This is a genomic window from Propionicimonas sp. T2.31MG-18 (assembly GCF_964266745.1).
Lineage (GTDB): Bacteria > Actinomycetota > Actinomycetes > Propionibacteriales > Propionibacteriaceae > Propionicimonas.
Window position 1 is genome coordinate 20,523 of record NZ_CAXWGX010000028.1, and the last position, 23,652, is coordinate 44,174.

At 69.4% G+C, this 23,652-nt stretch carries 21 protein-coding genes; 13 read left to right on the forward strand and 8 right to left on the reverse strand.

The annotated features are described in order from the left end of the window. Positions 1–105 precede the first annotated feature (105 nt). From ACFQQJ_RS14640 to ACFQQJ_RS14665, 6 genes are all read left to right on the forward strand, one after another. A complete protein-coding gene (locus ACFQQJ_RS14640) occupies positions 106–1,701 on the forward strand; it encodes a sugar ABC transporter ATP-binding protein (RefSeq protein ID WP_377107553.1) in 1,596 nt (531 codons plus the stop codon). Continuing rightward, positions 1,698–2,756, forward strand: coding sequence for an ABC transporter permease (locus ACFQQJ_RS14645; RefSeq protein ID WP_377107555.1), 1,059 nt, complete (start codon positions 1,698–1,700; stop codon positions 2,754–2,756). Before ACFQQJ_RS14640 ends, ACFQQJ_RS14645 begins: the two co-directional genes overlap by 4 nt. Continuing rightward, positions 2,753–3,766, forward strand: coding sequence for a galactofuranose ABC transporter, permease protein YjfF (yjfF, locus tag ACFQQJ_RS14650; RefSeq protein ID WP_377107557.1), 1,014 nt, complete (start codon positions 2,753–2,755; stop codon positions 3,764–3,766). The genes ACFQQJ_RS14645 and yjfF overlap by 4 nt, the downstream gene beginning before the upstream one ends. Positions 3,767–3,837: 71 nt before the next feature. After that, positions 3,838–4,848: a LacI family DNA-binding transcriptional regulator gene (locus ACFQQJ_RS14655; protein WP_377107559.1), complete on the forward strand. Its 1,011-nt coding sequence runs from the start codon at positions 3,838–3,840 to the stop codon at positions 4,846–4,848. Between the two features lie 215 nt (positions 4,849–5,063). After that, positions 5,064–6,101, forward strand: coding sequence for an aldose epimerase family protein (locus ACFQQJ_RS14660; RefSeq protein ID WP_377107561.1), 1,038 nt, complete (start codon positions 5,064–5,066; stop codon positions 6,099–6,101). Between the two features lie 169 nt (positions 6,102–6,270). Beyond that, positions 6,271–7,665: a nitronate monooxygenase gene (locus ACFQQJ_RS14665; RefSeq protein ID WP_377107563.1), complete on the forward strand. Its 1,395-nt coding sequence runs from the start codon at positions 6,271–6,273 to the stop codon at positions 7,663–7,665. Between the two features lie 10 nt (positions 7,666–7,675). Here the strand turns inward: ACFQQJ_RS14665 and ACFQQJ_RS14670 are convergent, their stop codons facing one another. Then, positions 7,676–8,362 carry a TetR/AcrR family transcriptional regulator gene (locus tag ACFQQJ_RS14670; protein ID WP_377107565.1) on the reverse strand — a complete coding sequence of 229 codons (687 nt, stop codon included), beginning with the start codon at positions 8,360–8,362 and terminating at the stop codon, positions 7,676–7,678. A gap of 100 nt (positions 8,363–8,462) precedes the next feature. On the opposite strand from ACFQQJ_RS14670, the gene ACFQQJ_RS14675 reads away from it, so the two are divergent. Beyond that, positions 8,463–9,164 carry a DUF4386 domain-containing protein gene (locus ACFQQJ_RS14675; RefSeq protein ID WP_377107567.1) on the forward strand — a complete coding sequence of 234 codons (702 nt, stop codon included), beginning with the start codon at positions 8,463–8,465 and terminating at the stop codon, positions 9,162–9,164. Between the two features lie 15 nt (positions 9,165–9,179). Here ACFQQJ_RS14675 and ACFQQJ_RS14680 read toward each other — a convergent pair whose 3' ends face one another. From ACFQQJ_RS14680 to ACFQQJ_RS14710, 7 genes are all read right to left on the reverse strand, one after another. Further along, positions 9,180–10,649 (reverse strand): gluconokinase, encoded by a 1,470-nt coding sequence (locus ACFQQJ_RS14680; RefSeq protein ID WP_377107570.1) that lies wholly within the window; start codon positions 10,647–10,649, stop codon positions 9,180–9,182. Positions 10,650–10,792: 143 nt separating this feature from the next. Next, on the reverse strand, positions 10,793–11,581 hold the full coding sequence (locus ACFQQJ_RS14685) for an SDR family NAD(P)-dependent oxidoreductase (RefSeq protein ID WP_377107572.1): 789 nt from the start codon (positions 11,579–11,581) through the stop codon (positions 10,793–10,795). A gap of 5 nt (positions 11,582–11,586) precedes the next feature. Further along, positions 11,587–12,447 carry a sugar phosphate isomerase/epimerase family protein gene (locus ACFQQJ_RS14690; protein ID WP_377107574.1) on the reverse strand — a complete coding sequence of 287 codons (861 nt, stop codon included), beginning with the start codon at positions 12,445–12,447 and terminating at the stop codon, positions 11,587–11,589. A 7-nt stretch (positions 12,448–12,454) separates the two neighbouring features. Then, positions 12,455–13,444, reverse strand: coding sequence for an ABC transporter permease (locus ACFQQJ_RS14695; RefSeq protein ID WP_377107576.1), 990 nt, complete (start codon positions 13,442–13,444; stop codon positions 12,455–12,457). Then, positions 13,441–14,979, reverse strand: a complete 1,539-nt coding sequence (locus tag ACFQQJ_RS14700; protein WP_377107578.1) for a sugar ABC transporter ATP-binding protein — start codon at positions 14,977–14,979, stop codon at positions 13,441–13,443. The genes ACFQQJ_RS14695 and ACFQQJ_RS14700 overlap by 4 nt, the downstream gene beginning before the upstream one ends. Positions 14,980–15,003: 24 nt before the next feature. Further along, positions 15,004–16,125, reverse strand: coding sequence for a sugar ABC transporter substrate-binding protein (locus ACFQQJ_RS14705; RefSeq protein WP_377107580.1), 1,122 nt, complete (start codon positions 16,123–16,125; stop codon positions 15,004–15,006). A 375-nt stretch (positions 16,126–16,500) separates the two neighbouring features. Beyond that, the gene (locus ACFQQJ_RS14710) at positions 16,501–17,406 is read right to left on the reverse strand and encodes a MurR/RpiR family transcriptional regulator (protein ID WP_377107581.1); all 906 of its coding nucleotides are present in this window, start codon (positions 17,404–17,406) and stop codon (positions 16,501–16,503) included. A 266-nt stretch (positions 17,407–17,672) separates the two neighbouring features. On the opposite strand from ACFQQJ_RS14710, the gene ACFQQJ_RS14715 reads away from it, so the two are divergent. From ACFQQJ_RS14715 to glpK, 6 genes are read left to right on the forward strand one after another with little or no spacing between them, the layout of a single operon-like run. Further along, positions 17,673–18,455 (forward strand): MBL fold metallo-hydrolase, encoded by a 783-nt coding sequence (locus tag ACFQQJ_RS14715; RefSeq protein ID WP_377107583.1) that lies wholly within the window; start codon positions 17,673–17,675, stop codon positions 18,453–18,455. Further along, a complete protein-coding gene (gene eda, locus ACFQQJ_RS14720; RefSeq protein WP_377107585.1) occupies positions 18,452–19,090 on the forward strand; it encodes a bifunctional 4-hydroxy-2-oxoglutarate aldolase/2-dehydro-3-deoxy-phosphogluconate aldolase in 639 nt (212 codons plus the stop codon). Before ACFQQJ_RS14715 ends, eda begins: the two co-directional genes overlap by 4 nt. Positions 19,091–19,103: 13 nt before the next feature. Then, a complete protein-coding gene (locus tag ACFQQJ_RS14725) occupies positions 19,104–19,952 on the forward strand; it encodes an SDR family oxidoreductase (RefSeq protein WP_377107587.1) in 849 nt (282 codons plus the stop codon). A gap of 4 nt (positions 19,953–19,956) precedes the next feature. After that, positions 19,957–21,048 carry a galactitol-1-phosphate 5-dehydrogenase gene (locus tag ACFQQJ_RS14730; protein ID WP_377107589.1) on the forward strand — a complete coding sequence of 364 codons (1,092 nt, stop codon included), beginning with the start codon at positions 19,957–19,959 and terminating at the stop codon, positions 21,046–21,048. A gap of 2 nt (positions 21,049–21,050) precedes the next feature. Next, positions 21,051–22,109: a zinc-dependent dehydrogenase gene (locus ACFQQJ_RS14735; RefSeq protein WP_377107591.1), complete on the forward strand. Its 1,059-nt coding sequence runs from the start codon at positions 21,051–21,053 to the stop codon at positions 22,107–22,109. Continuing rightward, entirely contained in the window at positions 22,106–23,605 is a 1,500-nt protein-coding gene (glpK, locus tag ACFQQJ_RS14740) for a glycerol kinase GlpK (protein WP_377107593.1), read from the forward strand. Before ACFQQJ_RS14735 ends, glpK begins: the two co-directional genes overlap by 4 nt. Positions 23,606–23,652: the final 47 nt, after the last annotated feature.

Below are 23,652 nucleotides of genomic sequence, written 5' to 3' on the forward strand. Positions count from 1 at the left end.
GCCCCTGCGCAGTACCTGAACCCCGCCCCCGGGTGGGTGCGCGGCCTCCGCGCACCCACCGCGGGCGTGGCCCATGATTGGTGCAACCTGACGAGATGAGCAACGATGCCTGACAGCGCAGCGACGCGCGCCGGCACCCCCGGCGCCGGTCCCGACCCCGTGGTGGAGATGACGGACATCTCCATCAGCTTCCCGGGCGTGAAGGCGCTCGACGGTGTGGGGTTCCGGATGTTCCCCGGAGAGGTCCACTCCCTGATGGGGGAGAACGGCGCCGGCAAGTCGACTCTCATCAAGGCGCTGACCGGCGTCTACGGCGTCGACGCGGGGGAGATCCGCCTCGCCGGGGAGAAGGTGCGGTTCCACAACCCGGCGCAGGCCCAGGCCGCCGGCATCAGCACCGTGTACCAGGAGGTGAACCTCCTGGGGAACCTCACGGTGGCGGAGAACGTGATGCTGGGGCGCGAGCCCCGCCGCCTGGGCGGCATCGACTGGCGGGCGATGCGTCGCCGCGCCGCGGAGATCCTCGAGGGCCTCCACCTCGACATCGACCCGGGCTCGCTGCTGAACTCGCACTCGCTGGCCGTCCAGCAGCTGGTGGCGATCGCCCGTGCGATCGACGTGCAGGCGAAGGTCCTGATCCTCGACGAGCCGACGTCCAGCCTGGACGTCGAGGAGGTGGCGGAACTCTTCCGCGTCATCCGCTCGCTGAAGGAGCGGGGCGTGGCGATCCTCTTCGTTAGCCACTTCCTCGACCAGGTCTACGAGATCAGTGACCGGCTCACCGTGCTGCGCAACGGCCAATTCGTGGGGGAGTACCTCACCGAGGAACTGCTGCGCATCGACCTCGTGCAGGCGATGATCGGCCGGGAGCTCTCCACGCTGGAGGAGATCGGAACCAAGGTCCACTCCGCAGACAGGGACCTGTCGCAGGACGCGGCGCCGGTGACCTTCCTCGCGGCGAAGGCCGTCGGGCGCAAGGGGGCCATCGCGCCCACGGACCTCACCATCGGGGCCGGCGAGGTCGTCGGGCTGGCGGGCCTGCTGGGCTCGGGTCGGACGGAGCTCGCGCGGCTCGTGGGCGGGGTCGACCGCACCGACACCGGCCAGCTCACGGTGAACGGGTCTCCCCTGCGCCTGCGGACGCCGCGGCAGGCCATCAAGCACCGGATCGTCTACTCCTCGGAGAACCGCCGCGCCGAGGGCATCGTCGACGAGCTGAGCGTGCGGGACAACATCGTGCTGGCGCTCCAGGCCGACCGCGGCTGGTTCCGTCCGATCCCCCGCAAGCGGCAGGACGAGCTCGCGGCCAGCTACATCGAGGCGCTGAACATCAAGACGCCCCACGCGGATGCCCTGGTGAAGAACCTCTCCGGCGGCAACCAGCAGAAGGTGCTGCTGGCCCGGTGGCTGGCGATCGCCCCCCGGCTGCTGATCCTGGACGAGCCGACGCGCGGCATCGACGTCGGCGCGAAGGCGGAGATCCAGAAGCTGGTGTACTCCCTCGCCGAGAACGGCATGAGCGTGCTGTTCATCTCCGCGGAGCTGGAGGAGGTCCTCCGGCTGAGCCACCGGATCGTCGTCCTGCGCGACCGACGCAAGGTGGCCGACCTGCCCAACGACGGGCTCCGTGTCGACGACCTCCTCGCGGTGATCGCCGAGGGCGCATCCGAACCCGAACTCGAGACTGGAGCGGCATCGTGAACCTGGTCTACAAGGCCCTGGGGCACCGGCTCTTCTGGCCCCTGGCGATGCTGGTGGTGCTGCTGGCCGTGAACGTGATCGCGGTCCCTGGCTTCCTGTCGATCACCGTCAACAGCGAGGGGCACCTGTTCGGCAGCCTCATCGACATCGTCCGCAACGGGGCGCCCACCCTGATCATCGCCGTCGGCATGACCCTGGTGATCGCCACCCGTGGCATCGACCTCTCTGTGGGCAGCATGTGCGCGATCGCCGGCGCCCTCGCCTGCTCGATCATCCTCGCCTCGCCGACGCCGAACGACGTCGGCACCGTCACCGTTGCGGTCCTGCTCTCGCTCGCCCTGGCGCTGGTCCTGGGGGTGTGGAACGGCTTCCTCGTCGCGGTCCTGGGCATCCAGCCGATCATCGCCACGCTCATCCTGATGACGGCGGGGCGCGGCATCGCGATGCTGATCACGGAGGGCCAGATCCTCACCGTGAACAGCGCGCCGTTCAAGTTCATCGGCTCGGGCTTCCTCGCCGGGATCCCGGTGGCGACCATCGTGGCCGCCGTCGTGCTCGCGCTGGTCGCCCTGCTCACCCGCCGGACGGCCCTCGGCATGCTGATCGAGTCGGTGGGCATCAACCCGGAGGCCAGCCGGCAGGCCGGCGTGCGGGCGCGGGGGCTGCTGTTCACCGTGTACGCCCTCAGCGCCGTCCTCGCCGCCGTCGCCGGGCTCATCCTCACCTCGAACCAGACCGCGGCCGACTCCAACAACACGGGCTGGCTCATCGAGCTGGACGCCATCCTTGCCGTCGTGCTGGGTGGCACGTCGCTCAACGGCGGCCGCTACTCCCTCACCGGCACGCTGGTCGGGGCGCTCGTGATCCAGACGCTCATCACCACGGTGTACACGGTGGGGATCCCGCCGATCGCCACGATGGTGTTCAAGGCCGCTGTGGTCGTCGCCGTGACCCTGCTCCAGTCGTCGCGGGTCTCCTCAGCGCTGGCGCGACGGCGATCACGGGGGCGACGTGCCGAGACGGTCGGGTCCGCCGCCGAGGCGGTGGCGCGATGAGCGCGGTCTCCGTCCCCACCTCGGGCGTGGGCAGGCTGTGGTCACGCACCGTCGACGTGTTCACCAGCCCCAAGTCCGGGCCGGTGCTGGTCACCGCCGTCCTCTTCGTGGTGATGTTCCTGGCCGGGGGAGCGCGCTACCGCGGGTTCCTCTCGGCGACCACGATCCTCAACCTGATGGTCAGCTACTCCTACCTGATCGTCCTGGCGGTCGGCATGAGCTTCGTGATCATCAGCGGCGGCATCGACCTGTCGGTCGGCTCGGTCCTGGCGCTCTCCACCATCATCGCGGCCCGGCTGCTGCAATTCGGGTGGAATCCGATTGTCGTGATCCTGCTCATTCTCGTGATCACCTCCGTGCTCGGACTCCTGGTCGGGCTCATGGTGCACGTCTTCGAAATACAGCCATTCATCGCGACCCTGGCTGCAATGTTCCTCGCGCGCGGAATGTGTTACATCATCGCCAAGGAATCGATCAGCATCACCGATCCGTTCTTCTCCTGGATGGCGAAGACCCGCATCGTCCTCGGCTACCGGATGAGCATCACCCCCAGCGTGGTGATCGCGCTGGTCGTGCTCGCGATCGCGGTGTGGGTGCTCCAGTACACCCGGTTCGGCCGGACGACCTACGCCATCGGCGGGGGTGAGCAGTCCGGCATGCTGATGGGCCTGCCGACCTCGCGCACCAAGGTGCTGGTGTACGTGATCAGCGGGTTCTGCTCGGGCCTGGCCGGGGTGCTGTACGCGTTCTACACGCTGTCGGGCTACGCGCTGACCGGCGTCGGCACCGAACTGGACGCGATCGCTGCGGTCGTCATCGGCGGGACGCTGCTGACCGGCGGCTACGGCTTCGTCCTCGGCTCGGCCCTCGGCGTCCTCGTGCTCGGCCTCATCCAGACCATGATCACCTTCGAGGGGACGCTCAGTTCCTGGTGGACCAAGATCTTCATCGGCGCCCTGCTCCTGGTGTTCATCATCCTGCAGAAGGTCCTGACGTCGAGACGGGCCTGAGTGCCGACGTGTCGATAGCATCGGGCGCGGAGAGGACGCCCAGCGGGCGCAGGCCCGGGGCAACAGGCGCCGTGACGACCGAAGAGGAACGCACCAAGGCGGCCACGATCTTCGACGTGGCGCGCCTGGCTGGCGTATCCCACCAGACGGTCTCGCGGGTGCTGAACGAGCTGCCCAACGTCCGTCCCGCGACCCGCGAGCGTGTCGAACGGGCGATCAAGCAGCTGCGCTACATCCCCTCGCCCGCGGCGCGGGCGCTGGTCACCCGTCGCTCCCGGACGATCGGCCTGATCACGACGGGCCTGCCCGAGTTCGGCCCGTCCACGACGGCGGTGAACTTCAACGAGGCGGCGCGCGAGGAGCGGTACGCGGTGATCATGGCGAGCCTCCTGCAGCTCGAGGCGAGTGCCTTCCGCCAGGCGGCGGAGACGCTCGTCCGCCAGAACGTCGAGGCGATCGTGCTGATCACCTCGAACCGGTCGGCGCTCGGCCTGCTGCAGGGCATGGACCTCGGGGTGCCGTTCCTGGGCGTGGTGTCGCAGGGCTCCGGCATCCACCGCGTCTCGCTCGACCAGTACGCGGGCGCGAAGCGGGCGGTCCGGCACCTCATCGACCTCGGGCACACGCAGATCCGGCACATCGCCGGTCCGGTCGAGTCGATGGACGCGCTGGAGCGCATCCGCGGGTGGCGTGACACCCTCGCCGAGCACGGGCTGGTCGCCCACGAGCCGCTCTTCGGCGACTGGTCGGCCGCCAGCGGCTACGAGGCGGGACGCAGGCTCCTCGGCGAGGAGTTCACGGCGGTGTTCTGCGGCAACGACCAGATGGCGCTCGGGCTGATCCACGCGCTCACCGAGGGGGGACGCTCCGTGCCGGGGGCGGTGAGCGTGATCGGCTTCGACGACGTCCCGGAGGCGGCCCACTTCTCTCCGCCGCTGACCACGATGCACCAGGACTTCGCCCAGCTCGGTCGCGACGCGATGGAGGTGGTGCTGGCCGTGCTGTCGGACGAGCAGGCGCCCAACCCGCTCCAGCGCGTCCCCCAGCTGGTGCTGCGCGCGAGCACCGCGCCGGCCCCCTGAACCGCGCCGTCCGCGACGCGGGATCGCGCACCTGTGGAATGGGCGGATTGCGCCGTCAGTTGTGGACGGGAGTCTGCCGCGTTCGCTGCTGTTAGCGCTATCGGAATCGACTCAGTTAGCGTTATCATTTCGTCACCAACTCGCGCACCAACCCCGGTTGAGAGGTCGATGATGATCCACATTTCGCGGCAGGCCCGTCGTGGCGGGACGCGTCGATGAGCGCCGCCGGCAAAATCGTCCTGGAGAATGCGGACCTCCGCATGGAGCTGCGCCGCCTGGGCGCGACCCTCGCCCGGCTCGACCTGCGCCTGGCCGACGGCTCCTGGCGCAACGTCGTCCTCGGATCGGCGTCCGAGGCGGACTACCTCGGGCCGAACATCTACCTCGGGATGACCGTCGGGCGCTTCGCCAACCGGATCGGCGGCGCGCGGTTCGTCCTGGACGGCACCGCCCACGAGGTGGACGCGAACGAGGGGCCGAACCAGCTCCACGGCGGCACGCAGGGCTTCCACTCCCGGGTGTGGGAGATCGCCGGCCAGGGGTCGGACTGGGTGGAGTTCTCGCTCTGCAGCCCTGACGGCGACCAGGGCTTCCCCGGTGAACTCGAGGTCTCCGCCCGCTACGAACTGTTCCCCGGAGGGGCCAAGGTCGCCTACCGGGCCACCACCTCCGCGCCCACGGTGGTCAACCTCACCAACCACGCCTACTTCAACCTCGACGGCGAGGCCTCCGGCAACACTGACGACCACTACCTGCAGGTCCGCGCCTCGCGCTACACGCCGAACCACGACGACGGCATCCCCACCGGGGAGATCCGGGACGTCACGGGCTCGGCGATGGACTTCCGCGGCTGGCGCCACCTCGGCTCCGCGCGCGTGGCGGCCGAGGCGGAAGCGGTCACGCGGCGGGGAGGGTTCGACCACAACTTCGTTGTGGACGGGTCAGGCATGCGCGAGCACTGCCGGCTGATGGGCTCCCGCGGGCTCACGCTGACGGTGATCAGTGACCAGCCCGGCCTCCAGGTGTACTGCGGCGACCACTTCGACGGCACCCAGGTCGGCACGTCCGGGACGGGCTACGTCCGACGGGCCGGCGTCGCCCTGGAGACGCAGGCGTTCCCGGACGCGCCGAATCAGCCCCACTTCCCGAGCACGGTGCTCCGGCCCGGCCAGACCTACCGGGCGACCACCTGCTGGGTGCTGGGGGAGTCGTCGCCGGTCGTCGAGGAGGCGCGGCCCCGCCGCAGGGGGTGATTCCGGGGGCGCACGGCCGGCGTCCGTGGATGGAATTCACCATTGGGCGAGCTTGCGGGAGGTCGCCGATTGGGCCGTCCGCGATAACTTACGGTACCGTAGGGTAACGCACACCACCCGATCGGACACCGTGACAACGAACCTGCAGCCCGTGGTCATCCAAGGCGGCATGGGTATTGCCGTCTCCTCCTGGACACTGGCGCGTGAGGTGTCCCTCGCGGGCCAGCTCGGCGTGGTCTCCGGCACGGCCCTGGACGGCGTCCTCGCGCGGTGCCTCCAGGACGGCGACCCGGGCGGCCACCGCCGCCGGGCCCTTGCGCACTTCCCGTCGCCCGCGATGGCCGAGCGGGTCCTGGCCAGCTATTTCATCGAAGGCGGGCGCGCGCCGGACCGACCGTACCGGCCGCACCCGACCCTCACGATCTCGCCGGGACGGGCCGCGGTCGAGCTCAGCCTGGTCGGCAACTTCGCGGAGGTGTGGCTCGCCAAGGAGGGGCACGACGGCCTCGTCGGGATCAACATGCTGGAGAAGATCCAGACCGCCAACCCCTCGGCCATCCTGGGTGCGATGCTCGCCGGCGTCGACCACGTGATCATGGGCGCGGGCGTCCCGCGCGAGATCCCCCGCCTGCTCACCGACTTCGCCGCCGGGCGCGCGGGGCGGCTGACCATCGACGTCGCCAACGCGACGCGGACCCATCGCGCCGTCCTCGATCCGGTCGACCACCTCGGCGACGACCTGCCCCCGCTGCGTCGCCCGCAGTTCCTGGCGATCGTGTCCCTGCACGTGCTGGCCGGCTACCTCAACCGGGATCCGGAGATCCGGCCGGACGGCTTCGTGGTCGAGGGGCCCCGGGCCGGAGGGCACAGTGCCCCGCCGCGCGGGAAGCTCGTCCTCGACGACGCCGGCGAGCCGGTCTACGGCGCGAGGGACGATGCGGACCTGGCCAAGGTGGCCGAGCTCGGCCTCCCCTTCTGGCTGGCCGGCGCCTACGCCTCGCCGGAGAAGGTGGCCGAGGCGCTGGCGGCGGGGGCGGCCGGGGTCCAGGTGGGGACGCTGTTCGCGATGGCGGCGGAGTCGGGACTGCGCCCCGATCTCAGGCGGCAGGTGCTCGCCGAGCTGGCCTCCGGCACGCTGGTGGTCCGCAACGACCCGCGGGCGTCGCCGACGGGCTTCCCGTTCAAGGTGGCCGAACTCGGGGGAACCCTCTCCGACGGCGAGCTGTACGCGGACCGCTCCCGGATCTGTGACCTGGGCTACCTGCGCTCGCCGGTCGAGCGCCCCGACCAGACGATCGGCTACCGCTGCGCGGCCGAGCCGGAGCACATGTACCTCCGCAAGGGAGGTGACCCGGCCGACCTGGCCGGACGCACGTGCCTGTGCAACGCGCTGATGGCGAATGTCGGACTCGGCCAGGTCCGGCGCAGCGGCTACGTCGAGGATGCCGAGGTGACGCTCGGCTCTGACCTGGCGTCCGCCCACCGGCTCATCGAGCGCCATCCGGCGGGCTGGACCGCGCGTGAGGTCGTGGAGTGGCTGGTGCCGGAGCCCGCGCGCCGGTAGCCCCGCGGGGTCAGCGTTCCGCGGCCCTGGCCAGCCCCTGGAGCAGGAGGTCGAGGGTGAACTCGAACTCGTTCTGGCTGTCGCACCAGCCGAGGGGGTCCTCGGCGTTGTCGTGAACCTCGGCGGCGACCATCGCGGTCAGGTGGGGCAGGGCTTCGGCCATCGCGGCGAAGTCGGCCTCCGCGGCCTCCTCGTCGAGGGTGCCGCCGGCGGAGTCGGGGGAGAACAACTCCTGGGTGAACCCGAGGACCATGGTGCCGAGCGCGTGGATGGCCCGGTGGGCGAGGTGGTAGCTCAGCCGGCCGCGGACCATGGTGGCCAGGATCTCCTCGTAGTAGGGGTACAGGCCCGCGGGGATGCTCCGGCGGGAGCCCAGGAGGCCCGGCGCCCACCGGTGGCGCACCATCACCGTGCGGGCCGCGAGGCACCGTGCACGCAACGCCGTTCGCCAGTCGTCGTCGTCGCGGACGGCGGCTCCGACGGCGGTGGCCACCTCGGCCAGCACGGCCTCGGCGAGCCCGTCGAGGAGCTGGTCCTTGCCCGGGACGTGGTGGTAGAGCGACATCGGCTCGACGCCGAGGTCGGCGGCGAGCCGGCGCATCGTGAGGGCGGGGAGGCCGTCGGCGTCGGCCAGCGCCATCGCCGCTGCGACGACCCTCGCGGGCGTCAGCGGGAGCCGGATCTCGCTCGTGGTCACGTCGCCCTCCTCACCTCTTGCGCCAACCTTACACAGTATGGGAACCTTACGCAGTAAGGCAGCCTTACAACGTAAGGCCCAACCGGAGGAGCTCTCACCCATGACCACCACCACACGTCGCCCCGAGGCGACCGCGCCCACCCTGATCCGCACCGCGCGCACGACCGGCCTGCTGTACCTCGGGCTGGCGATCACCGGACTCGTCGGGTTCATGCTCGTGCGGAACCAGATCTTCGTCCCCGCCAGCCCGGACGCGACGCTGGCGAACCTCGTCCAGCAGGAGTTCCTGGCGCGGCTCGGCGTCCTCGTCGAGATGGGCATCGTCCTCACCCAGGCCCTGGTCGCGCTGTGGTTCTTCCGCCTCTTCTCCAGCGTCGACCGCTTCGCCGCCGGCGCGATCGCCGCGTTCGGCCTCGTCAACGCAGTGGCGATCCTCGGCAGCGCGGCCGTGCTCGGGGCGGCGCTCGACGTCAGCCAGGACCCGTCCCTGGCCGCCGGCGGGGCGATGGCGCCCACGGCACAGCTGCTCTACGTGGTGAGCGGCCACCTGTGGAGCGTGGGTGGGATCTTCTTCGGGCTCTGGCTGATCCCGATGGGCTGGCTCGCCCTGCGCTCCGGCTGGATGCCCGCCGCCCTGGGCTGGACCCTGATGATCGGCGGTGTCGGGTACGTCGCCAACGCGATGCTCGGCTCGCTTCTGCCCGATGCCGGCCCCGTCCTCGACCTGCTCACCCTCCCGGCGACCGTCGGCGAGTTGTGGATGGTGGGCTACCTCTGCATCAAGGGCGTGCGGCGTCCCTGACGCGGGCGGTGGCGTTCACGGGTGCTCGGACGGGTGGTCTCGTGCGACCGAGGGTTCAGTCGCTGCGCATGTCCTGCCGGATCGGGTGGCGTACTCGCTCTGGTAGTCCTCGTAGCGCTCTCGATGACGTCGCGACGCCTCGGGACGAGGGGTGAGTACCCCCGCCGTCCGGCCGGCGTACCCGGTTGCGCTCGGAAGCTCGCCGAGGTGTTCGAGAGCCAGGACGGCCCCTCCCATGAGGGACGCCTGCTGGGTGCCGTCGAGCTCGACATCCCTGCCGAGGACGTCGCAGCACATCTGAGTCCAGCGGGGTGAACTGAGGATCCCACCGGAGAGCCTGAGCCGCTCGGGGGTGCCGTGCTGCTCAGCCAGGGCCTCGTAGCACTGCAGGAGGTTGAAGAGCACCCCTTCCTGTGCAGAGCGGTACAGCGAGTGGAGGTCATGGTGCGCGGTCAGCCGCCGGAATTCCGCCCGCCGCGAGTCGTCCCAACCCGGGGATCGCTCGCCATGGATGAAGGGAAGGAAGAGCGGTTCGTCGCCGGCCATTCCTTCGCCCTCCAGCCAGTCGTAGGAGGATTGGCCGCCCGCGATGTTCTCTCGGAACCAGTCGAGGCAGTTGCATGCCCCCGACGTCGCTGCGCCACTCAGCCAGCCGTGGGTCGAGACGTAGCACCAGGTGGATGGGCCCGGGGGACGCGGGGTGTCACTCGCCAGGCGCAACGCTCCACTGGTGCCGACCGACACGGTCAGGACGCCGGGCTGCAGCGCTCCGGACCCGAGCTGGTTGGATGCTCCGTCGGCGATCGTCAGGAGGACGGGTGCCCCCTCGGAGAGGCCCAGGAGGCGAGCGCCCCTCCGCGAGAGCGGACGGGCCTGTCGGGGGTCGGTCAGCGGGGGCAGCTGTCTGACCCGGATACCGGCCCAGTCCAGAAGCTCGTCGTCGTAGGCCCGGTTCCGGGTGTTCAGGAGCCCGGACCCCGAAGCGAGGCACGTGGTCTGCAGCCACTCGCCGGTCAGGACCCAGTTCAGGTAGGTTCCCTCGTCGAGGACGAGCTGGTCGCCCAGGCGCACGGCGTCCTCCCTCAGGCGCCGGAGCGTGAAGGCCGGGTAGATGGCGCTCACCCCGCAGCCGCTGCGCTCGCCGAACCACGCGGCAAAGCCTTGTTCTCCGCGCAACCTGCGGCAGGTCGTCGCGGCGAAGCTGTGGGACCACAGGTAGACCGGTGATGACGGGCGAAGGTGGCGGTCGGCAAGGAGGAGCCCGTGCCATGTGCCGACAAGGGAGACCGCGGAGACCGTGCGTCCCTGGAGGACGCGTCTGCCGAGCTCGAGCACGGAGGAGACCACGTCGTCCGCGTCGTGAGTGCCGTATCCTGCGTCGCCGCGTCGGTACGGCGCGGTGAGCACGGTCGTCGCGAAGGTGTCCGTGTCGAGGATCATCGCCTTGGCCGACGTCGTGCTCGCCTCGAGAACCAGGATCAGCATCGTCGGAACCGTCTCGTCTGGGACCCGCACCAGGAGGGGCAAGGGCGCGTCCCGCACCGCCCGTCCGGTCGAGGGCAGGGGCGGACTCGTCGACCGACGAGCGGTGCGGGACTGGGAGGAACAGCCTGGCGGGGCTGGCGGTGCTAGAAGACGGTGCGGACGATCCCGCCGTCGGTTCGCAGGACGGCGCCGTTGATGGCGCCCGTGGCCCCGCCGGCGACGAAGGTGACAAGGGCGGCGACTTCCTCGGGGAGGATGAGCCGACCGATGATGGACGTCGAACGGTTCTCCGCCATGAACCGCTTCTCGGCCTCGTCGTAGGGCAGCTCCGGGAAGAGGTCCTGGACGAAGTGCTCCACCCCCGTGGTACGGGTCGATCCGGGCAGCACGGCGTTGACGGTCACCCTCGTCCCCCGGGTCGCCTCCGCGAAGATCCTGCTCACCGCCAGCTGCATCGTCTTGGTGGCGCTGTAGTGCGGGAGTTCGGGTGCCGGGGTCAGGGCGGCCTCGCTCGCGATGAACACCACCCGCCCGCTGTCGCGGGAGAGCATCCCGGGCAGGTAGTGCCTGGTCAGCCGGATCCCGCTGAGGATGTTGATCTCGAAGAGCCGCAACCACTCCTCGTCGGGAAGGTCGAGGATCGACCCGGCGTCGTACACACCCAGGTTGTTCACAAGGATGTCGACATCGGGCAGTTCGCCGATCAGGCGCTCGGTCCCGTCCCTTGTCCCACAGTCCGCGACCGCGGCCCGGAGGTCGGCAGCGGGGTGCAGGTCGCGGATCGACTCGATGGCGCCGGCGACGCCGGCCTCCGAGCGTCCGTTGACGAACACCCGGGCGCCTTCCGCAGCGAGCGACCGAGCGATCTCCAGGCCGATTCCTCCGGTGGACGCCGTCACCAGCGCGGTTCGACCGCCAAGGTTGAGATCCATGGCGGCTAGATCCTCGCCTCAGAGATGTGCTGCGCGATGAACGCCCGACCCGCGGCCGCCACCTCGTCCGGATCGTGCCAGGGGTCGCGCCACAGGGCGACGAGGTTGGCGAGGTCCGGGCCGAGGACGCTCGGGGAGAAGGTCTCGAACGTGATGGGGCCGGTGTACCCCATGCGGCCCAGAGTTCCGAACACCAGCTTCCAGTCGGTGTTGCCGGTGCCGAGGGGGCCGCGGTTGCTCTCCGCGATGTGCACGTAGCCGAGGACGTCCTTGACGGCGAGGAAGGCCTCGCCCAGGTTGCGCTCCTCGATGTTCATGTGGAACAGGTCCGCGTGCACGAACAGCGCATCCGGCCCGGCGGCCCGAACCACCTCGGCGGCCTGGTCGAGCGTGTTGATGAAGTTGCTCTCGTAGCGGTTGAGTGCCTCGAGGCCCACCCGGATCCCTGCCGCGCGAGCCGCGTCTGCCACCCGGGTGTAGCTCTTGACCGCCTGCTCGAAGGCGCCGGCGGGGGGAGCGGCGGAGTAGCGGGCCACCGCGGAGAAGCCCGGCCCGCCCAGCTCGGTGGCACCCATCTCCTTCGCCAATTCGATGCTGCGCAGGAGCAGGTCCTCGCCCTTCTTCACCACCGCCGCATCGGCGCTGCCGATGTCCGCCTCGCGGGTGCCCGTGGACGCCGCCACGACCTTGAGGCCGAACTCCGCTGCCAGGTCCGCCGTCATCTTCGTGTCGATCGTCTCGTAGTCGAGGATGAGGACCTCCAGCGCGTCGTAGCCGGCGCGCTGGGCGCGCGCAAACGCATCCCGGGCGGTTGCCGGGGTCCATTCCGGGGTGAAGACAAGCATGTGGACGCCGAGCTGGTTCATTCCGATCTCACTTTCTCGTGGTGGTTGCGAGCTTCTGGGTGGGCATGAGCCCGGCGACGCGTGCGGACACGGTGGGTCGCCAGATGTCGAGGGCGACGGCCAGCAGGATGATCGCGCCGATGGCGACGGACTGAACCGAGGTGGAGACTGCGTTGAGGTTGAGGCCGTTCTGGACAACCACGATGATCAGCACACCGACGAGGGTGTTGACGATGTGGCCGCGGCCGCCCGCGAGACTGGCTCCGCCGACCACCGCTCCGGCGATGGCCAGCAGCTCGATGCCGGCGCCGTAGTTGGGTGAACCGGAGTTCAGGCGGGCCGCCAGCAGGACGCCACCGATGCCGGTGCAGGCGCCGGCGGCCACATAGGCCAGCATCCGCACCCACTTCACGCGCACTCCGGACAGCCGCGCGGCCACTTCGTTGCCGCCGAGGGCATAGATCTCGCGGCCGAACTTCGTGAAGTTGAGCACGACCGTCGCCAGGGCGTAGAGCCCGACGACGTAGAAGAACGGCAGCGGGATACCGACGAGTTGCCCGTAGAACAGGTTGCCCAGTTCGGGGGAGAGGGAGAAGATCGGCGAGCCCGGCGGGACGGTGAGGGCGAGGCCCTTGTAGGCGCTCATCCCGGCGAGGGTCACGATGAAGGCCGGGATCCGGAGGTAGGCGACGAGGGTGCCGTTGAGCGCCCCCATGAGGGCCCCGAGGAGGATGGTCACGAGGACGGAGATCCACAGGGGCTGCCCGAGCGTCTTGATGGTGAGTGCCAGCACCATGGTGAGCACGGCGATCATGGATCCCGGGCTCAGGTCGATGCCGCCGGTGATGATGACGATGGTCGCGCCCAGGGCAACCACGCTGAGCACGGCCACTTGCAGCGCGATGTTGCGGAAGTTCTCGGCACTCCAGAAGGAGGGTGTCGTGACCGCGACTACCACGACGATCAGGACGAGTGCGGCGAGCGGCCCGGCGAACTCTGCGATGTTCAAGCGCTTCATGATGCGTGACTTTCCTGGTGGGTTGGGGAGTGGTGCTCGGCTTCGGTGGCGCTCACGAGGTCCGCGTGCCGGATCTGGTCGACGGCCTTCACGGCGGTGACGGTTCCGTGCCGGACCAGCGCGACGCGGTCGCTCATGGCCAGGAGCTCGTCGTGCGCAGAGCTGATCAGGATCACCGACTTGCCACTTCGGGTGAGGTCGTTGATGAGGTGGTAGACGGCGAGGCGGGCGCCGACGTCGATGCCCTGGGTCGGTTCGTCGAAGATGACGATCTCTGCCTGGGCGAACAGCCAGCGGGCGATCAGGACCTTCTGCTGGTTTCCGCCGGAGATCAGGTTGACGAGTTTCGAGATGGCGGCCGGCGTGATCTCCAGGTCGCGGATGTAGCGGCCCGCCACGTCCCGCTCCGCCCCGTGGCTCAGGAGCACCCGGGGCGCGATGCCCCGGAGGTTGGCGATCGTCAGATTGGGGCCTGCGGAGAAGTTGAAGAAGAGGCCTTCGGACTTGCGGTTCTCCGGGACGAGCGCAATGCCTGCCTTGATCGCGTCGTGCGGGCTTCGAAGGTTCAGCGGACGCCCGTGGAGGAGGACCCGTCCGGTGGTGAGACGATCCGCGCCGAACACCGCGCGCGCAATCTCCGTCCGTCCGGATCCGATCACTCCGCCCAGGCCGAGGACTTCGCCGCGACGCAGGTCGAAGCTGACGTCGTGGACGCGCTCCGCGGTCCCCGCGCCGCGCACCTCGAGCACGACCTCGTCGGTGCTGTTGTGCTCCTTGGGGAAGTGCTCGGAGACGTCGCTGCCGATCATCCGGGTGACGATGTCGTGGACGTTCTTCGCGGTTTCGCCGGGCGCGCTGACCACGCGGCCGTCCTTCAGGATGGTGAAGTCGTCGACCAGCCCCACGACCTCGTCGAGCCGGTGCGACACGTAGAGGATCGACACCCCCCGCGCGGCCATCCGGTGGAGGAAGCCGTGGAGAATGGCCACCTCGCCCTGGCCCAGCGCGGTGGTCGGCTCGTCCAGGATGAGCAGTTCCGCGTTCTGCGACAGGGCCTTGGCGATCTCGACGAGCTGCTGCTCCGCGACCGAGAGGTCGGCCACCTTCGTGTCCGGATCCAGTTCGAGGTCGAGCTGACGGAGTACCTCTTCCGCCTTCCGGCGCACCTGGCTCCAGTCGACGAGCCCGAGCCGGCGGGGGTGCCGGCCGAGGAAGATGTTCTCGGCCACCGTGAGTTGGGGCACGAGCGAGAACTCCTGGTACACCGTGGCCACCCCCGCTCGCCGGGCATCCGTGGGGCTGCCCAGCGAGACGAGGTGGCCGTTCTTCCTTATCTCACCCTCGTCCGGAGCCTGCACTCCGGAGAGGATCTTGATGAGGGTGGACTTCCCGCAGCCGTTCTCACCCAGCAGGCCATGGATCTGGCCGGCCCTGAGCGTCAGGTTCACGCTGTCGTTCGCGCGCACCCCCGGGAACCGCTTCGTGATCCCGGTGAGCGCCCACAGCGGCGTGTCCAGCGGATGTGTGGCTGTCATGGTCGTCACCCTCTTGTGCGTCGGTCAGTACTTCTTGGACGGCTTGGGGTACAGGTCGGCAGGGTTCTGCAGGATCGTGACCGCGTTGTCCTTGGTGACGATCTCGGTGGGCGAGTTGACGTAGCCACCCGTCGACTTCTTGTTCAGGAGGTCGACGACGAACTGGCCGGCAACGCGGCCCATCTTCACCGGGTTGGTGTTGGTCGTGGCGGTGACGCCGTCCCCGTTCGCGATGCTCTCGATGGCGGCGGTGTCACCGTCGTAACCGAGGACCATGAGGTCGCTGCGACCCAGGGTCTTGCCGGCGAGCGCCGCACCCTCGGCCATGTAGTCGTTCGAGGCGTACAGCACCTGGATGTCCGGGTTCGCCTGGAGGAGGTCCATGGCCGCGGTGTTGCCCTTGTCGACGCTCCAGCCGCCGTTCACCCGGGCCTTGAGCTTCCAGGACGTGCCCTTGATGCCGTCCTCGAAGCCGCCCGCCCGCTCCGTGGCGAGGTAGCTCGGCTCGCCGTCCAGGATGCCGACGGTGCGCGCCTCACCGTTCACCGACTTCACAGCCCACTCGGCGAGCGCCTTGTTGGCCACCCGCTGGGTAACGCCGACCACGCCATGCACGGGGGTCGGGTAGTTGGGGATGTCGGAGTTGATGATCACGACCACCTTGCCGGCGTCCACGGCCTTCTTCACCAGCGGGGCGAGGGAGTGTTCGTCGAAGCTGATCAGGAGGATGGCGTCGACATCGGCCCGGGAGGTGACGTCCTGGAGCATGCCCAGCTGGGCCGCCTGGTCGCTTCCCGCGTAGGGCGACAGCATGAAGGTGTTGATCCCCGGCACGGTCTTGAGCCCCTCGAAGAGGGCGACGTGGTAGTTGAACTCGGTGCCCATCGGAAGGTAGGCGATCGTGGGCGTCCCGCCCTTGTAGGAGATGTTGTCCAGGGTCGCCTGGGACCCGCTGTCCAGCGCCGTGGGTGCGGGGTACTCGATCGGGCCGGACGCAGTCGCGACGGACGTCGCGTCCGGCGTCGCGGGTGAATTGCTGGCTGGGGACTGGCCTCCGGGTGCTGCCGAACACGCGGCAAGTCCGAGGACTACCGCCGCGATCGCAGCGGAGTAAGCCAGTCGAAGGGGCTTGGGCTTGAGAGCCATTCGGAACCTCCGGATTTGTGCGCCGTCCTTGGCGCTTCAGCTGGCGAGGGACGTCCAGGTCGGTTCGTCCCGCACCGTCAAGTGTTGTACAGAAAGTTCTGCGACGTCAAGACTCAAACGTGGGAGTTCCTGCGAAGATGGGACGCCCCGTGTGGCCAAAGGAGTAACCACACGGGGCGTTTCGGCTGTCGTGCGCCGCGCTGGGGGCGCCCTGGCCGCACGTGCGGTGCGGCTGGACTGTGCGTCCTGTCCGACGAGCCTCAGCCAGCGTGCCACGAAGGTTTCGCCGTTTCAAGGCGTCATCGTGGGAGATTCTGCGATTTGGTGCCCCGAGCGGGCGATCACGCCCACCCGGTCGCGGTGGGGGAAGGGCGGCTAGACCCTGGACTGCTTGATTCCGGCGGCGTACGTCTCCTGGAGGTGCGCGAGCGTGTCATCGAACCGCCGAGCTGCGAAGGCGGCATACAGGACGTCGATGACGAGCAGCTGGCCCCACTTCGCTGCGACCGACTCTCCGTACAGCGCGCCCCCGGACGGGGTCGCGGACGTGAAGAGCACCGCTTCGGCACTCTTCGCCGCAGGGGAATCGGGGCCCGAGGTGATGGCCAGGGTCTTGGCGCCGTGCGCGCGTGCTTGCCGGATCACCTCCACGATCGTGGCGGAACGGCCGGAGTCGCTCAGGGCGATCACGAGATCGCCGGCGCCCACGATCGTGGCGAGCATGGCCTGGAGGCTCTGGTCGCGGTACAGCGCACAGCGCTTGCCTGCCCGGATGAAGCGCATGACGCCCTCTTCTGCGGCGATGCTGGACGATCCCATGCAGGCGAAGGTGATCAGGTTGGCATCGTCGATCATCCGGATCGCGGCCTCGAGTGCACCCGGGTCGAGGCGCTGTGCGGTCTGCTGGAGGGACTGGGAGCTGTTGATGGTGATCTTGCGGACGATGTCGTCCACGGGATCGTCCTTGGCCAGGCCGTTGTACACGTACTCCGCTTCGGGGGCGTGGTTCGCCACCCGGCTCGCATACGCAGCTTCGGTGATGCCGAGCCGGAGTTCGCGGTAGCTGCCGAAGTCCAGCTCGCGCGCGAACCGGGAGACGGTGGACTCGGCCACGTCGGCCGTCTTGGCCAGCGTCGTGATGCTCATCAGGCGGGCCGTCTCGGGATCGCGCAGGATCAGCTCTCCGACCTGCCGAAGGGCCGCCGGCATGTACGGCAGCTTCGCGGCGATCCGGTGCAACACAGGCGCGTCGGTATCGCTGGGCTCTCGGACGTCGCTCATGTGCAGACCTTCCTCTCGCGGGTGCACTCCCAGCAGGGTAAACCGAAGAAACTTCTTTCGCGGGGACGTCGGAGGGGGTTGACAGGAATCGAAAAATCTTCCATGCTACCGACGTGACGTCGAAACTACCGCCAACGCCGGCGAGTGCGGAGGAAACTCTCCTGCCTGCCGCGACCCACCAGTCCCGGTTCCCCCGGCGGCTGAAGGCGGACGCGGCGGTTGACGTCGGACTGCTGCGCGGGCCGCTTCGTCCCATAGGTAAGGCGTTGGTCTGGCTCGGCGCGGCCGGCTTCGGCCTGCTCTTCGACGGTCGGCTGGTGCTGATCGACCCGTACCTCTCGGACAGCCTGGCGGCGAAGTACCAGGGGAGGCTCTTCCCCCACGCGAGGCTCTTCCCGCCGCCGATCGCGGCAGCGGAGATCGGCGATGCCGACGCCGTGCTCATCACCCACGGGCACACCGATCACCTGGACCCATGGACGATCAGGGACCTGGCGTGCCGGACCTCCACACGCTTCATCGTCCCGCGCGCCTGCCAGGAACTCGCGCTCGAGCGCGGCGTGCCGGAGCAGTGCCTCACCGGCGTGGCCGACGGAGACGTGGTCCGGGTCGACGGGCTCACCGTCACGGTGCTGCCCTCAGCCCACGAGGCGCTGGCGACCGACGCGCGCGGCGACCACCTGGCCCTCGGCTACGTCATCGACACGGGCGGCACCCGGATCTACCACTCAGGAGACTGTGTGCCCTACCCGGGCCTGGCCGACCGGCTTCGCGACCTCGCGGTGGACATCGCCCTCCTGCCGATCAATGGCCGCGACGAGTACCGCACGAGCAACGGCGTGCCCGGCAACTTCACGGTCGCCGAGGCGGTCCAGCTGTGTCGCGACGCGGCGATCCCCGAGTTGCTGTGCCACCACTTCGGGCTCTTCGACTTCAACACCATCCCGCCCTCGGTGGCGCTGGCCTACCTGTCGGCCGTCGACGACCTCGGGTGGACCCTGCCGGCGGTCGGCGCCGGCTTCGTCATCCAGCAGGAGGCTTCATCGTGACCGTTCCCCTGACCGACGTGCTCCGCAGCGTGCGGGTCGTCCCCGTCGTGGCGATCGACGACGCCGAGGACGCGGTCCCGCTCGCCCGCGCGCTCGCCGACGGCGGCCTGCCCGTCATCGAGGTCACCTTCCGGACCGACGCCGCGGAGGAGTCGATCAGGAGGATCTCGGCCGAGTGCCCGGACGTGGAGGTCGGCGCCGGCACCATCCTCACCCCGGTCCAGGCGCGGGCGGCGAAGGCGGCCGGGGCCCGCTTCGGGGTCAGCCCCGGCTTCAACCCGGTCGTTGTGGCGGAGTGCCTGGAGATCGGTCTGCCGATCGTCCCCGGCGTCAACTCGCCCAGCGGGGTGGAGGAGGGGCTCTCGCTCGGCCTGAACCTGCTCAAGTTCTTCCCCGCGGTCCCCTCCGGCGGGCTCCCGATGGTGTCGGCCCTGGCTGGACCGTACCCACAGGTGTCCTTCATGCCCACCGGCGGCATCACGGAGGCCACGCTGGGGGAGTGGCTCGCCCAGCCGAACGTGGCCGCGGTGGGTGGCACCTGGATAGCGCCCCGGAGCGCGCTGACGCACAAGGACTTCGCCGGCATCACAGCGCGGGCACGAGCTGCCCGCGAGCTGGCCCAAAACCAACACTGAGAGGAAGCACCCCATGAGCACGACCGAATTCATCCCCAACTACGTCCCGGTGCAGGGCACGGCACTCGCGGGGAAGGTCGCCGTGGTGACGGGCGCCGCATCCGGCATCGGCGAGGCCGTCGCCCGGACCTTCGCCGCCAACAAGGCCAAGGTCCTCCTGGTCGACCTCGACGCCGACCGGCTCGGCCAGGTCGTCGAGGAGATCCGCACGCACGGCTGGGAGGCCGAGGGCTTCGTCGGCGACGTCACCAGCGAGGAGACCGTCATCGAGTTCTTCGAGAAGGCCAGGGGCTGGGGGTCGGTCGACCTGCTGGTGAACAGTGCGGGCCGCGACTCCCTCGCCCCCCCGGTGACCCAGGTGACCCTCGACGAGTGGAACAAGACCATCGGCCCGAACTTGACCGGTGTCTTCCTGTGCTGCCGCGAGGCGTTCCGGATCATGGAGACCCAGCCCACCGGCGGCCGGATCATGAACATGGGCTCATCCTCGACCAGGATCGCCTCCGGTCCGGGCCACAGCCCCTACCGGGCGTCCAAGCACGGCATGCTCGGCTTCAGCAAGAACATCCTGCTCGAGGGCAAGGACAAGAAGATCGGCGTCACGGTCATCAACCCCTCGCACGTCGCCACCCCGATGACCCAGATCATCGACACCGGGCTGTACGACGGCGACCTGCCGGCCTACATCGACGGGTGGCTGGACGAGAAGGAGATGAAGGAGGGCATCTACGCCAGCTGCATCGACGTCTCCAACGTCGCGGAGGTCACCCTCTGGGTCGCCACCCGCACCCCGGACGTCACCGTGCCGACGATCTCGCTCTACCCGACGCACAAGGCACACCGCTACGGCATGGAGGTCTGAGCCGATGAAGGCAGCTGTGGTCGCCGCGCCCGGCGTCCTCGACTACACCGACGTGCCCGAGCCGGCGCCCTTCGGGGAACGGCCGGTCCGGGTCCGCGTCGGTGGTGTGGGGCTGTGCGGGTCCGACCTGCTCAGGTACGCCCACGGGACCGCCTACCACTACCCCCTGGTCCTCGGGCACGAGTTCTCGGGGATCGTGGAGGAGCCCGCGCCCGGTGGCCGTCTCGCCGCCGGTGACCGGGTGGCGGTCTTCCCGCTCCTGCCGAGACCGGACGATCCGTTCACCGAGGTGGGTGACTGGGCGCTGGGCAGCGACTACGACTACTTCGGTTCCCGCCGCGACGGAGGGATGGTCGAGTGGCTCTGGGTGCCGGAACGCAACCTCGTCCCGGTGCCCGCGGACCTGCCGCTGCTCGTCGCGGCGACCGTCGAGCCCGCTGCCGTCGCCCTGCACGCCGTACGCAAGCTCACCGTCCCGCCGGCCGGGGTGGCGCTGGTCATCGGTGCCGGCCCGATCGGGGCGTTCGCGGCGCAATGGCTGCGCGTCCTCGGCTGGACGCGCGTGCTGGTCGCGGACGTCGACCCGCGCAAGCGCGCGGTGATGGAGCGCCTCGGCTTCGAGACGATCGCCGCCGAGCAGGGGGATGCCGTCGAGCTGGCCCGGGCCGCCAACGGCGGCAGTGGTGTCGACGCGGCCGTCGAGGCCAGCGGGTTCCCGCAGACGTTCCTCCAGTGCCTCGAGGTCGCAGGGCCGCACGGCCAGGTCCTGGTCCTCGGTGACCTCAAGGGCGACGCGACCATCCCGCGCGCGCTCATCTCCTCCCTCATCCGGAGGGAGCTGACCGTCCTCGGCACCTGGAACTCCCAGATCACCCCGCAGGGCCGGAGCGAGTGGGACATGGTCGTGCACCACCTCGCGGCCGGCACGGTCCAGAGCGTCCCGCTCATCTCGCACGCCCCTGCTCTCGCCGAGGTTCCGGACGTGATGGCCGCCATGGCCGAGCGCCGGATCTGGACGAACAAGGTCGTGGTGGCCGTGGCCGAGGAGGCCCGCGGCGAGGCCGCGGCACTGCACATCACCGAAGGAGAGGACTGACCATGAAGGCAGCAGTCTTCGAGGAGCCGGGACGCGTCGTCGTCCGCGACATCCCCAAGCCCGAGATCGCGCCCGACGAGATCCTGATCGAGGTGCGGGTGGCGTCCATCTGCGGCACGGACCTGCGCATCTCCCGCTACGGCCACTTCAAGCTCCCACAGGGACAGCACCGGGTGCTGGGCCACGAGGTCGCCGGCGTGGTGGTGGAAGTGGGCCACGAGGTGGTCGGCTTCTCCCTCGGCCAGCGCGTGACCGTCACGCCCAACGTCGGCTGCGGACGGTGCGAGTTCTGCCGCCAGGGGCTCAATAACATGTGCCCCGACTACGAGGCGTTCGGCGTCACGATGGATGGCGGGTTCGAGGAGTACCTGAGGGTCCCGGCCTTCGCACTGGGCAACGTCTTCCACATCCCGGACGGCGTGTCGGACCCGTCGGCGGCGCTCACCGAGCCGTTCTCGTGCTGCCTGCGCGGTCAGCGTGCGCTGGGCGTGGGGTACTCGGACACGGTCGTGATCGTCGGTGCCGGCCCGATCGGGATCTTCCACACCATGCTGGCCCGGCTCGCCGGGGCCCGGAAGGTGATCGTCAGCAACTACGGGGCCGGGCGGCTCGCGATGGCACGGGACGCCGGCGCCGACGTGGTCGTCGATGTCTCCACGGAGAACCTGGCCGAGGTCGTCCGCGCCGAGACCTCCGGACGTGGCGCGGATGTCGTGATCACCTGCGTCTCCAGCCCTGCCGTGCAGACCGAAGCGGTCGAGTTGCTGGCCAACCACGGCCGGATCAACTTCTTCGCGGGCCTCGGGGCCGGCGGTGAGGTGCCCATCAACACGAACCTGCTGCACTACAAGGGCCTGGTCCTCACGGGGACGACGGGCAGCAGCAACTACGACTACGTCCAGGCCATGCAGCTGGTCGCGGACCGCCGGGTCGATCCGTCCACGTTGGTCACCAGGACGTTCACGATCGACCAGATCAACGACGCCATGGAGTACGCCGCCTCCGGAGACGGTATGAAGGCCATGGTTCTCTTCGGCGATGGTGCAGGGAGGCAGTCATGAGCAAGAAGGCGGTGCTGGCCCTCGACGCGGGCACGACCAGCGTCCGGGCGATCCTCTTCGATCACACCGGCGAGATCCTCGCGGTGGCCGGCAAGGAGTTCCCCCAGATCTACCCGAAGCCGGGTTGGGTGGAGCACAACGCGATGGACATCTGGAACAACCAGCTCACGGTGGCCAAGGAAGCGCTCGCCGGCGCGGGGCTCACGCCCGCGGACGTCGCCGCGATCGGTGTCACCAATCAGCGGGAGACGTCCCTGCTGTGGGACCGCTCCACCGGCGAGCCGCTGATGAACGCCATCGTCTGGCAGGACCGCCGGACGGCCGACTACTGCGACTCGCTGAAGGCGCGGGGGCTCGAGGAGCACGTCCGTGCGACGACCGGACTCCTGATCGACGCCTACTTCTCGGGGACGAAGCTCCGCTGGATGCTCGAGAACATCCCCGGCGCCCGCGAGCGGGCCGAGCGGGGGGAACTCCTGTTCGGCACGATCGACACGTGGTTGCTGTGGAACCTCAGTGGTGGCGAGGTCCATGTGACCGACTACACCAACGCCTCCCGCACGATGCTCTTCGACATCCATCGCCTCGTGTGGGACGACACCCTGCTCGACGAACTCGGGATCCCGCGGGCGGTGCTCCCGGAGGTCCGTCCCAGCAGCGAGGTGTACGGGCAGACGGCAGCGGACGTCTTCCCCGGGGTCCGGATCCCGCTGGCCTCGTCCATCGGCGACCAGCACGCAGCTCTCTTCGGCCAGGCCTGTTTCGAGCCCGGCATGATCAAGGCGACCTACGGCACGGGCGCGAGCCTGGTGATGAACACCGGCGAGACGCCCGTCCGCTCCGACACCGGCCTGCTGACCATTCCGGCATGGGGCCTGGACGGCAAGGTCGAGTACGGGCTCGAGGGCCTGATCTTCTGCTCGGGGGTGACGGTGCAGTGGCTCCGTGACGAGCTCCGCATCGTCTACGACTCCGAGGACACCGAGTACGCCGCGAGGCGGGTTCCCGACACCAACGGTGTCTACTTCGTGCCCGCCTTCACGGGTCTGGCGGCGCCCTACTGGGACCCCTACGCCCGCGCCGCGATCATGGGCCTCACCCGGGGAGCGAGCCGCAACCACGTGATCCGGGCAGCCCTGGAGTCGATCGCCTACCAGATCTGCGACGTCATCTCGCTGATGGAGGACGATTCCGGCATCAAGGCTCGTCAGATCCGGGTCGACGGCGGTGCCGCACGCAACAACTTCCTCATGCAGTTGCAGGCCGACCTGCTCGACGTCCCGGTGGTGCGGCCCACGATTGTGGAGTCCACCGCCCGTGGGGCAGCCTCGCTCGCCGGTCTGGCGGTCGGCTTCTGGGCCGATCGTGCCGAGTTGTCGGCGGTCTACGCCGTCGAGCGCGTCTTCACCCCCGACATGGCGCCCGAGCGGAGGGCGGCCATGTACGCCGGCTGGAAGAAGGCCGTCAGCCGGGCCCTCGACTGGGAAGCGCACTGAGGCGTCCCTCTTCCGTCCCCATCCACTCATCCGAAGGAGCGCAGTAC

Coding starts and splice junctions, on each gene's coding strand:
- ACFQQJ_RS14640 (WP_377107553.1), top strand. CDS start 106: ATGCCTGACAGCGCAGCGACGCGCGCCGGCACCCCCGGCGCCGGTCCC.
- yjfF (WP_377107557.1), top strand. CDS start 2,753: ATGAGCGCGGTCTCCGTCCCCACCTCGGGCGTGGGCAGGCTGTGGTCA.
- ACFQQJ_RS14660 (WP_377107561.1), top strand. CDS start 5,064: ATGAGCGCCGCCGGCAAAATCGTCCTGGAGAATGCGGACCTCCGCATG.
- ACFQQJ_RS14665 (WP_377107563.1), top strand. CDS start 6,271: ATGGGTATTGCCGTCTCCTCCTGGACACTGGCGCGTGAGGTGTCCCTC.
- ACFQQJ_RS14675 (WP_377107567.1), top strand. CDS start 8,463: ATGACCACCACCACACGTCGCCCCGAGGCGACCGCGCCCACCCTGATC.
- ACFQQJ_RS14680 (WP_377107570.1), bottom strand. CDS start 10,649: ATGCTGATCCTGGTTCTCGAGGCGAGCACGACGTCGGCCAAGGCGATG.
- ACFQQJ_RS14685 (WP_377107572.1), bottom strand. CDS start 11,581: ATGGATCTCAACCTTGGCGGTCGAACCGCGCTGGTGACGGCGTCCACC.
- ACFQQJ_RS14690 (WP_377107574.1), bottom strand. CDS start 12,447: ATGAACCAGCTCGGCGTCCACATGCTTGTCTTCACCCCGGAATGGACC.
- ACFQQJ_RS14695 (WP_377107576.1), bottom strand. CDS start 13,444: ATGAAGCGCTTGAACATCGCAGAGTTCGCCGGGCCGCTCGCCGCACTC.
- ACFQQJ_RS14700 (WP_377107578.1), bottom strand. CDS start 14,979: ATGACAGCCACACATCCGCTGGACACGCCGCTGTGGGCGCTCACCGGG.
- ACFQQJ_RS14705 (WP_377107580.1), bottom strand. CDS start 16,125: ATGGCTCTCAAGCCCAAGCCCCTTCGACTGGCTTACTCCGCTGCGATC.
- ACFQQJ_RS14710 (WP_377107581.1), bottom strand. CDS start 17,406: ATGAGCGACGTCCGAGAGCCCAGCGATACCGACGCGCCTGTGTTGCAC.
- ACFQQJ_RS14725 (WP_377107587.1), top strand. CDS start 19,104: ATGAGCACGACCGAATTCATCCCCAACTACGTCCCGGTGCAGGGCACG.
- ACFQQJ_RS14730 (WP_377107589.1), top strand. CDS start 19,957: ATGAAGGCAGCTGTGGTCGCCGCGCCCGGCGTCCTCGACTACACCGAC.
- ACFQQJ_RS14735 (WP_377107591.1), top strand. CDS start 21,051: ATGAAGGCAGCAGTCTTCGAGGAGCCGGGACGCGTCGTCGTCCGCGAC.
- glpK (WP_377107593.1), top strand. CDS start 22,106: ATGAGCAAGAAGGCGGTGCTGGCCCTCGACGCGGGCACGACCAGCGTC.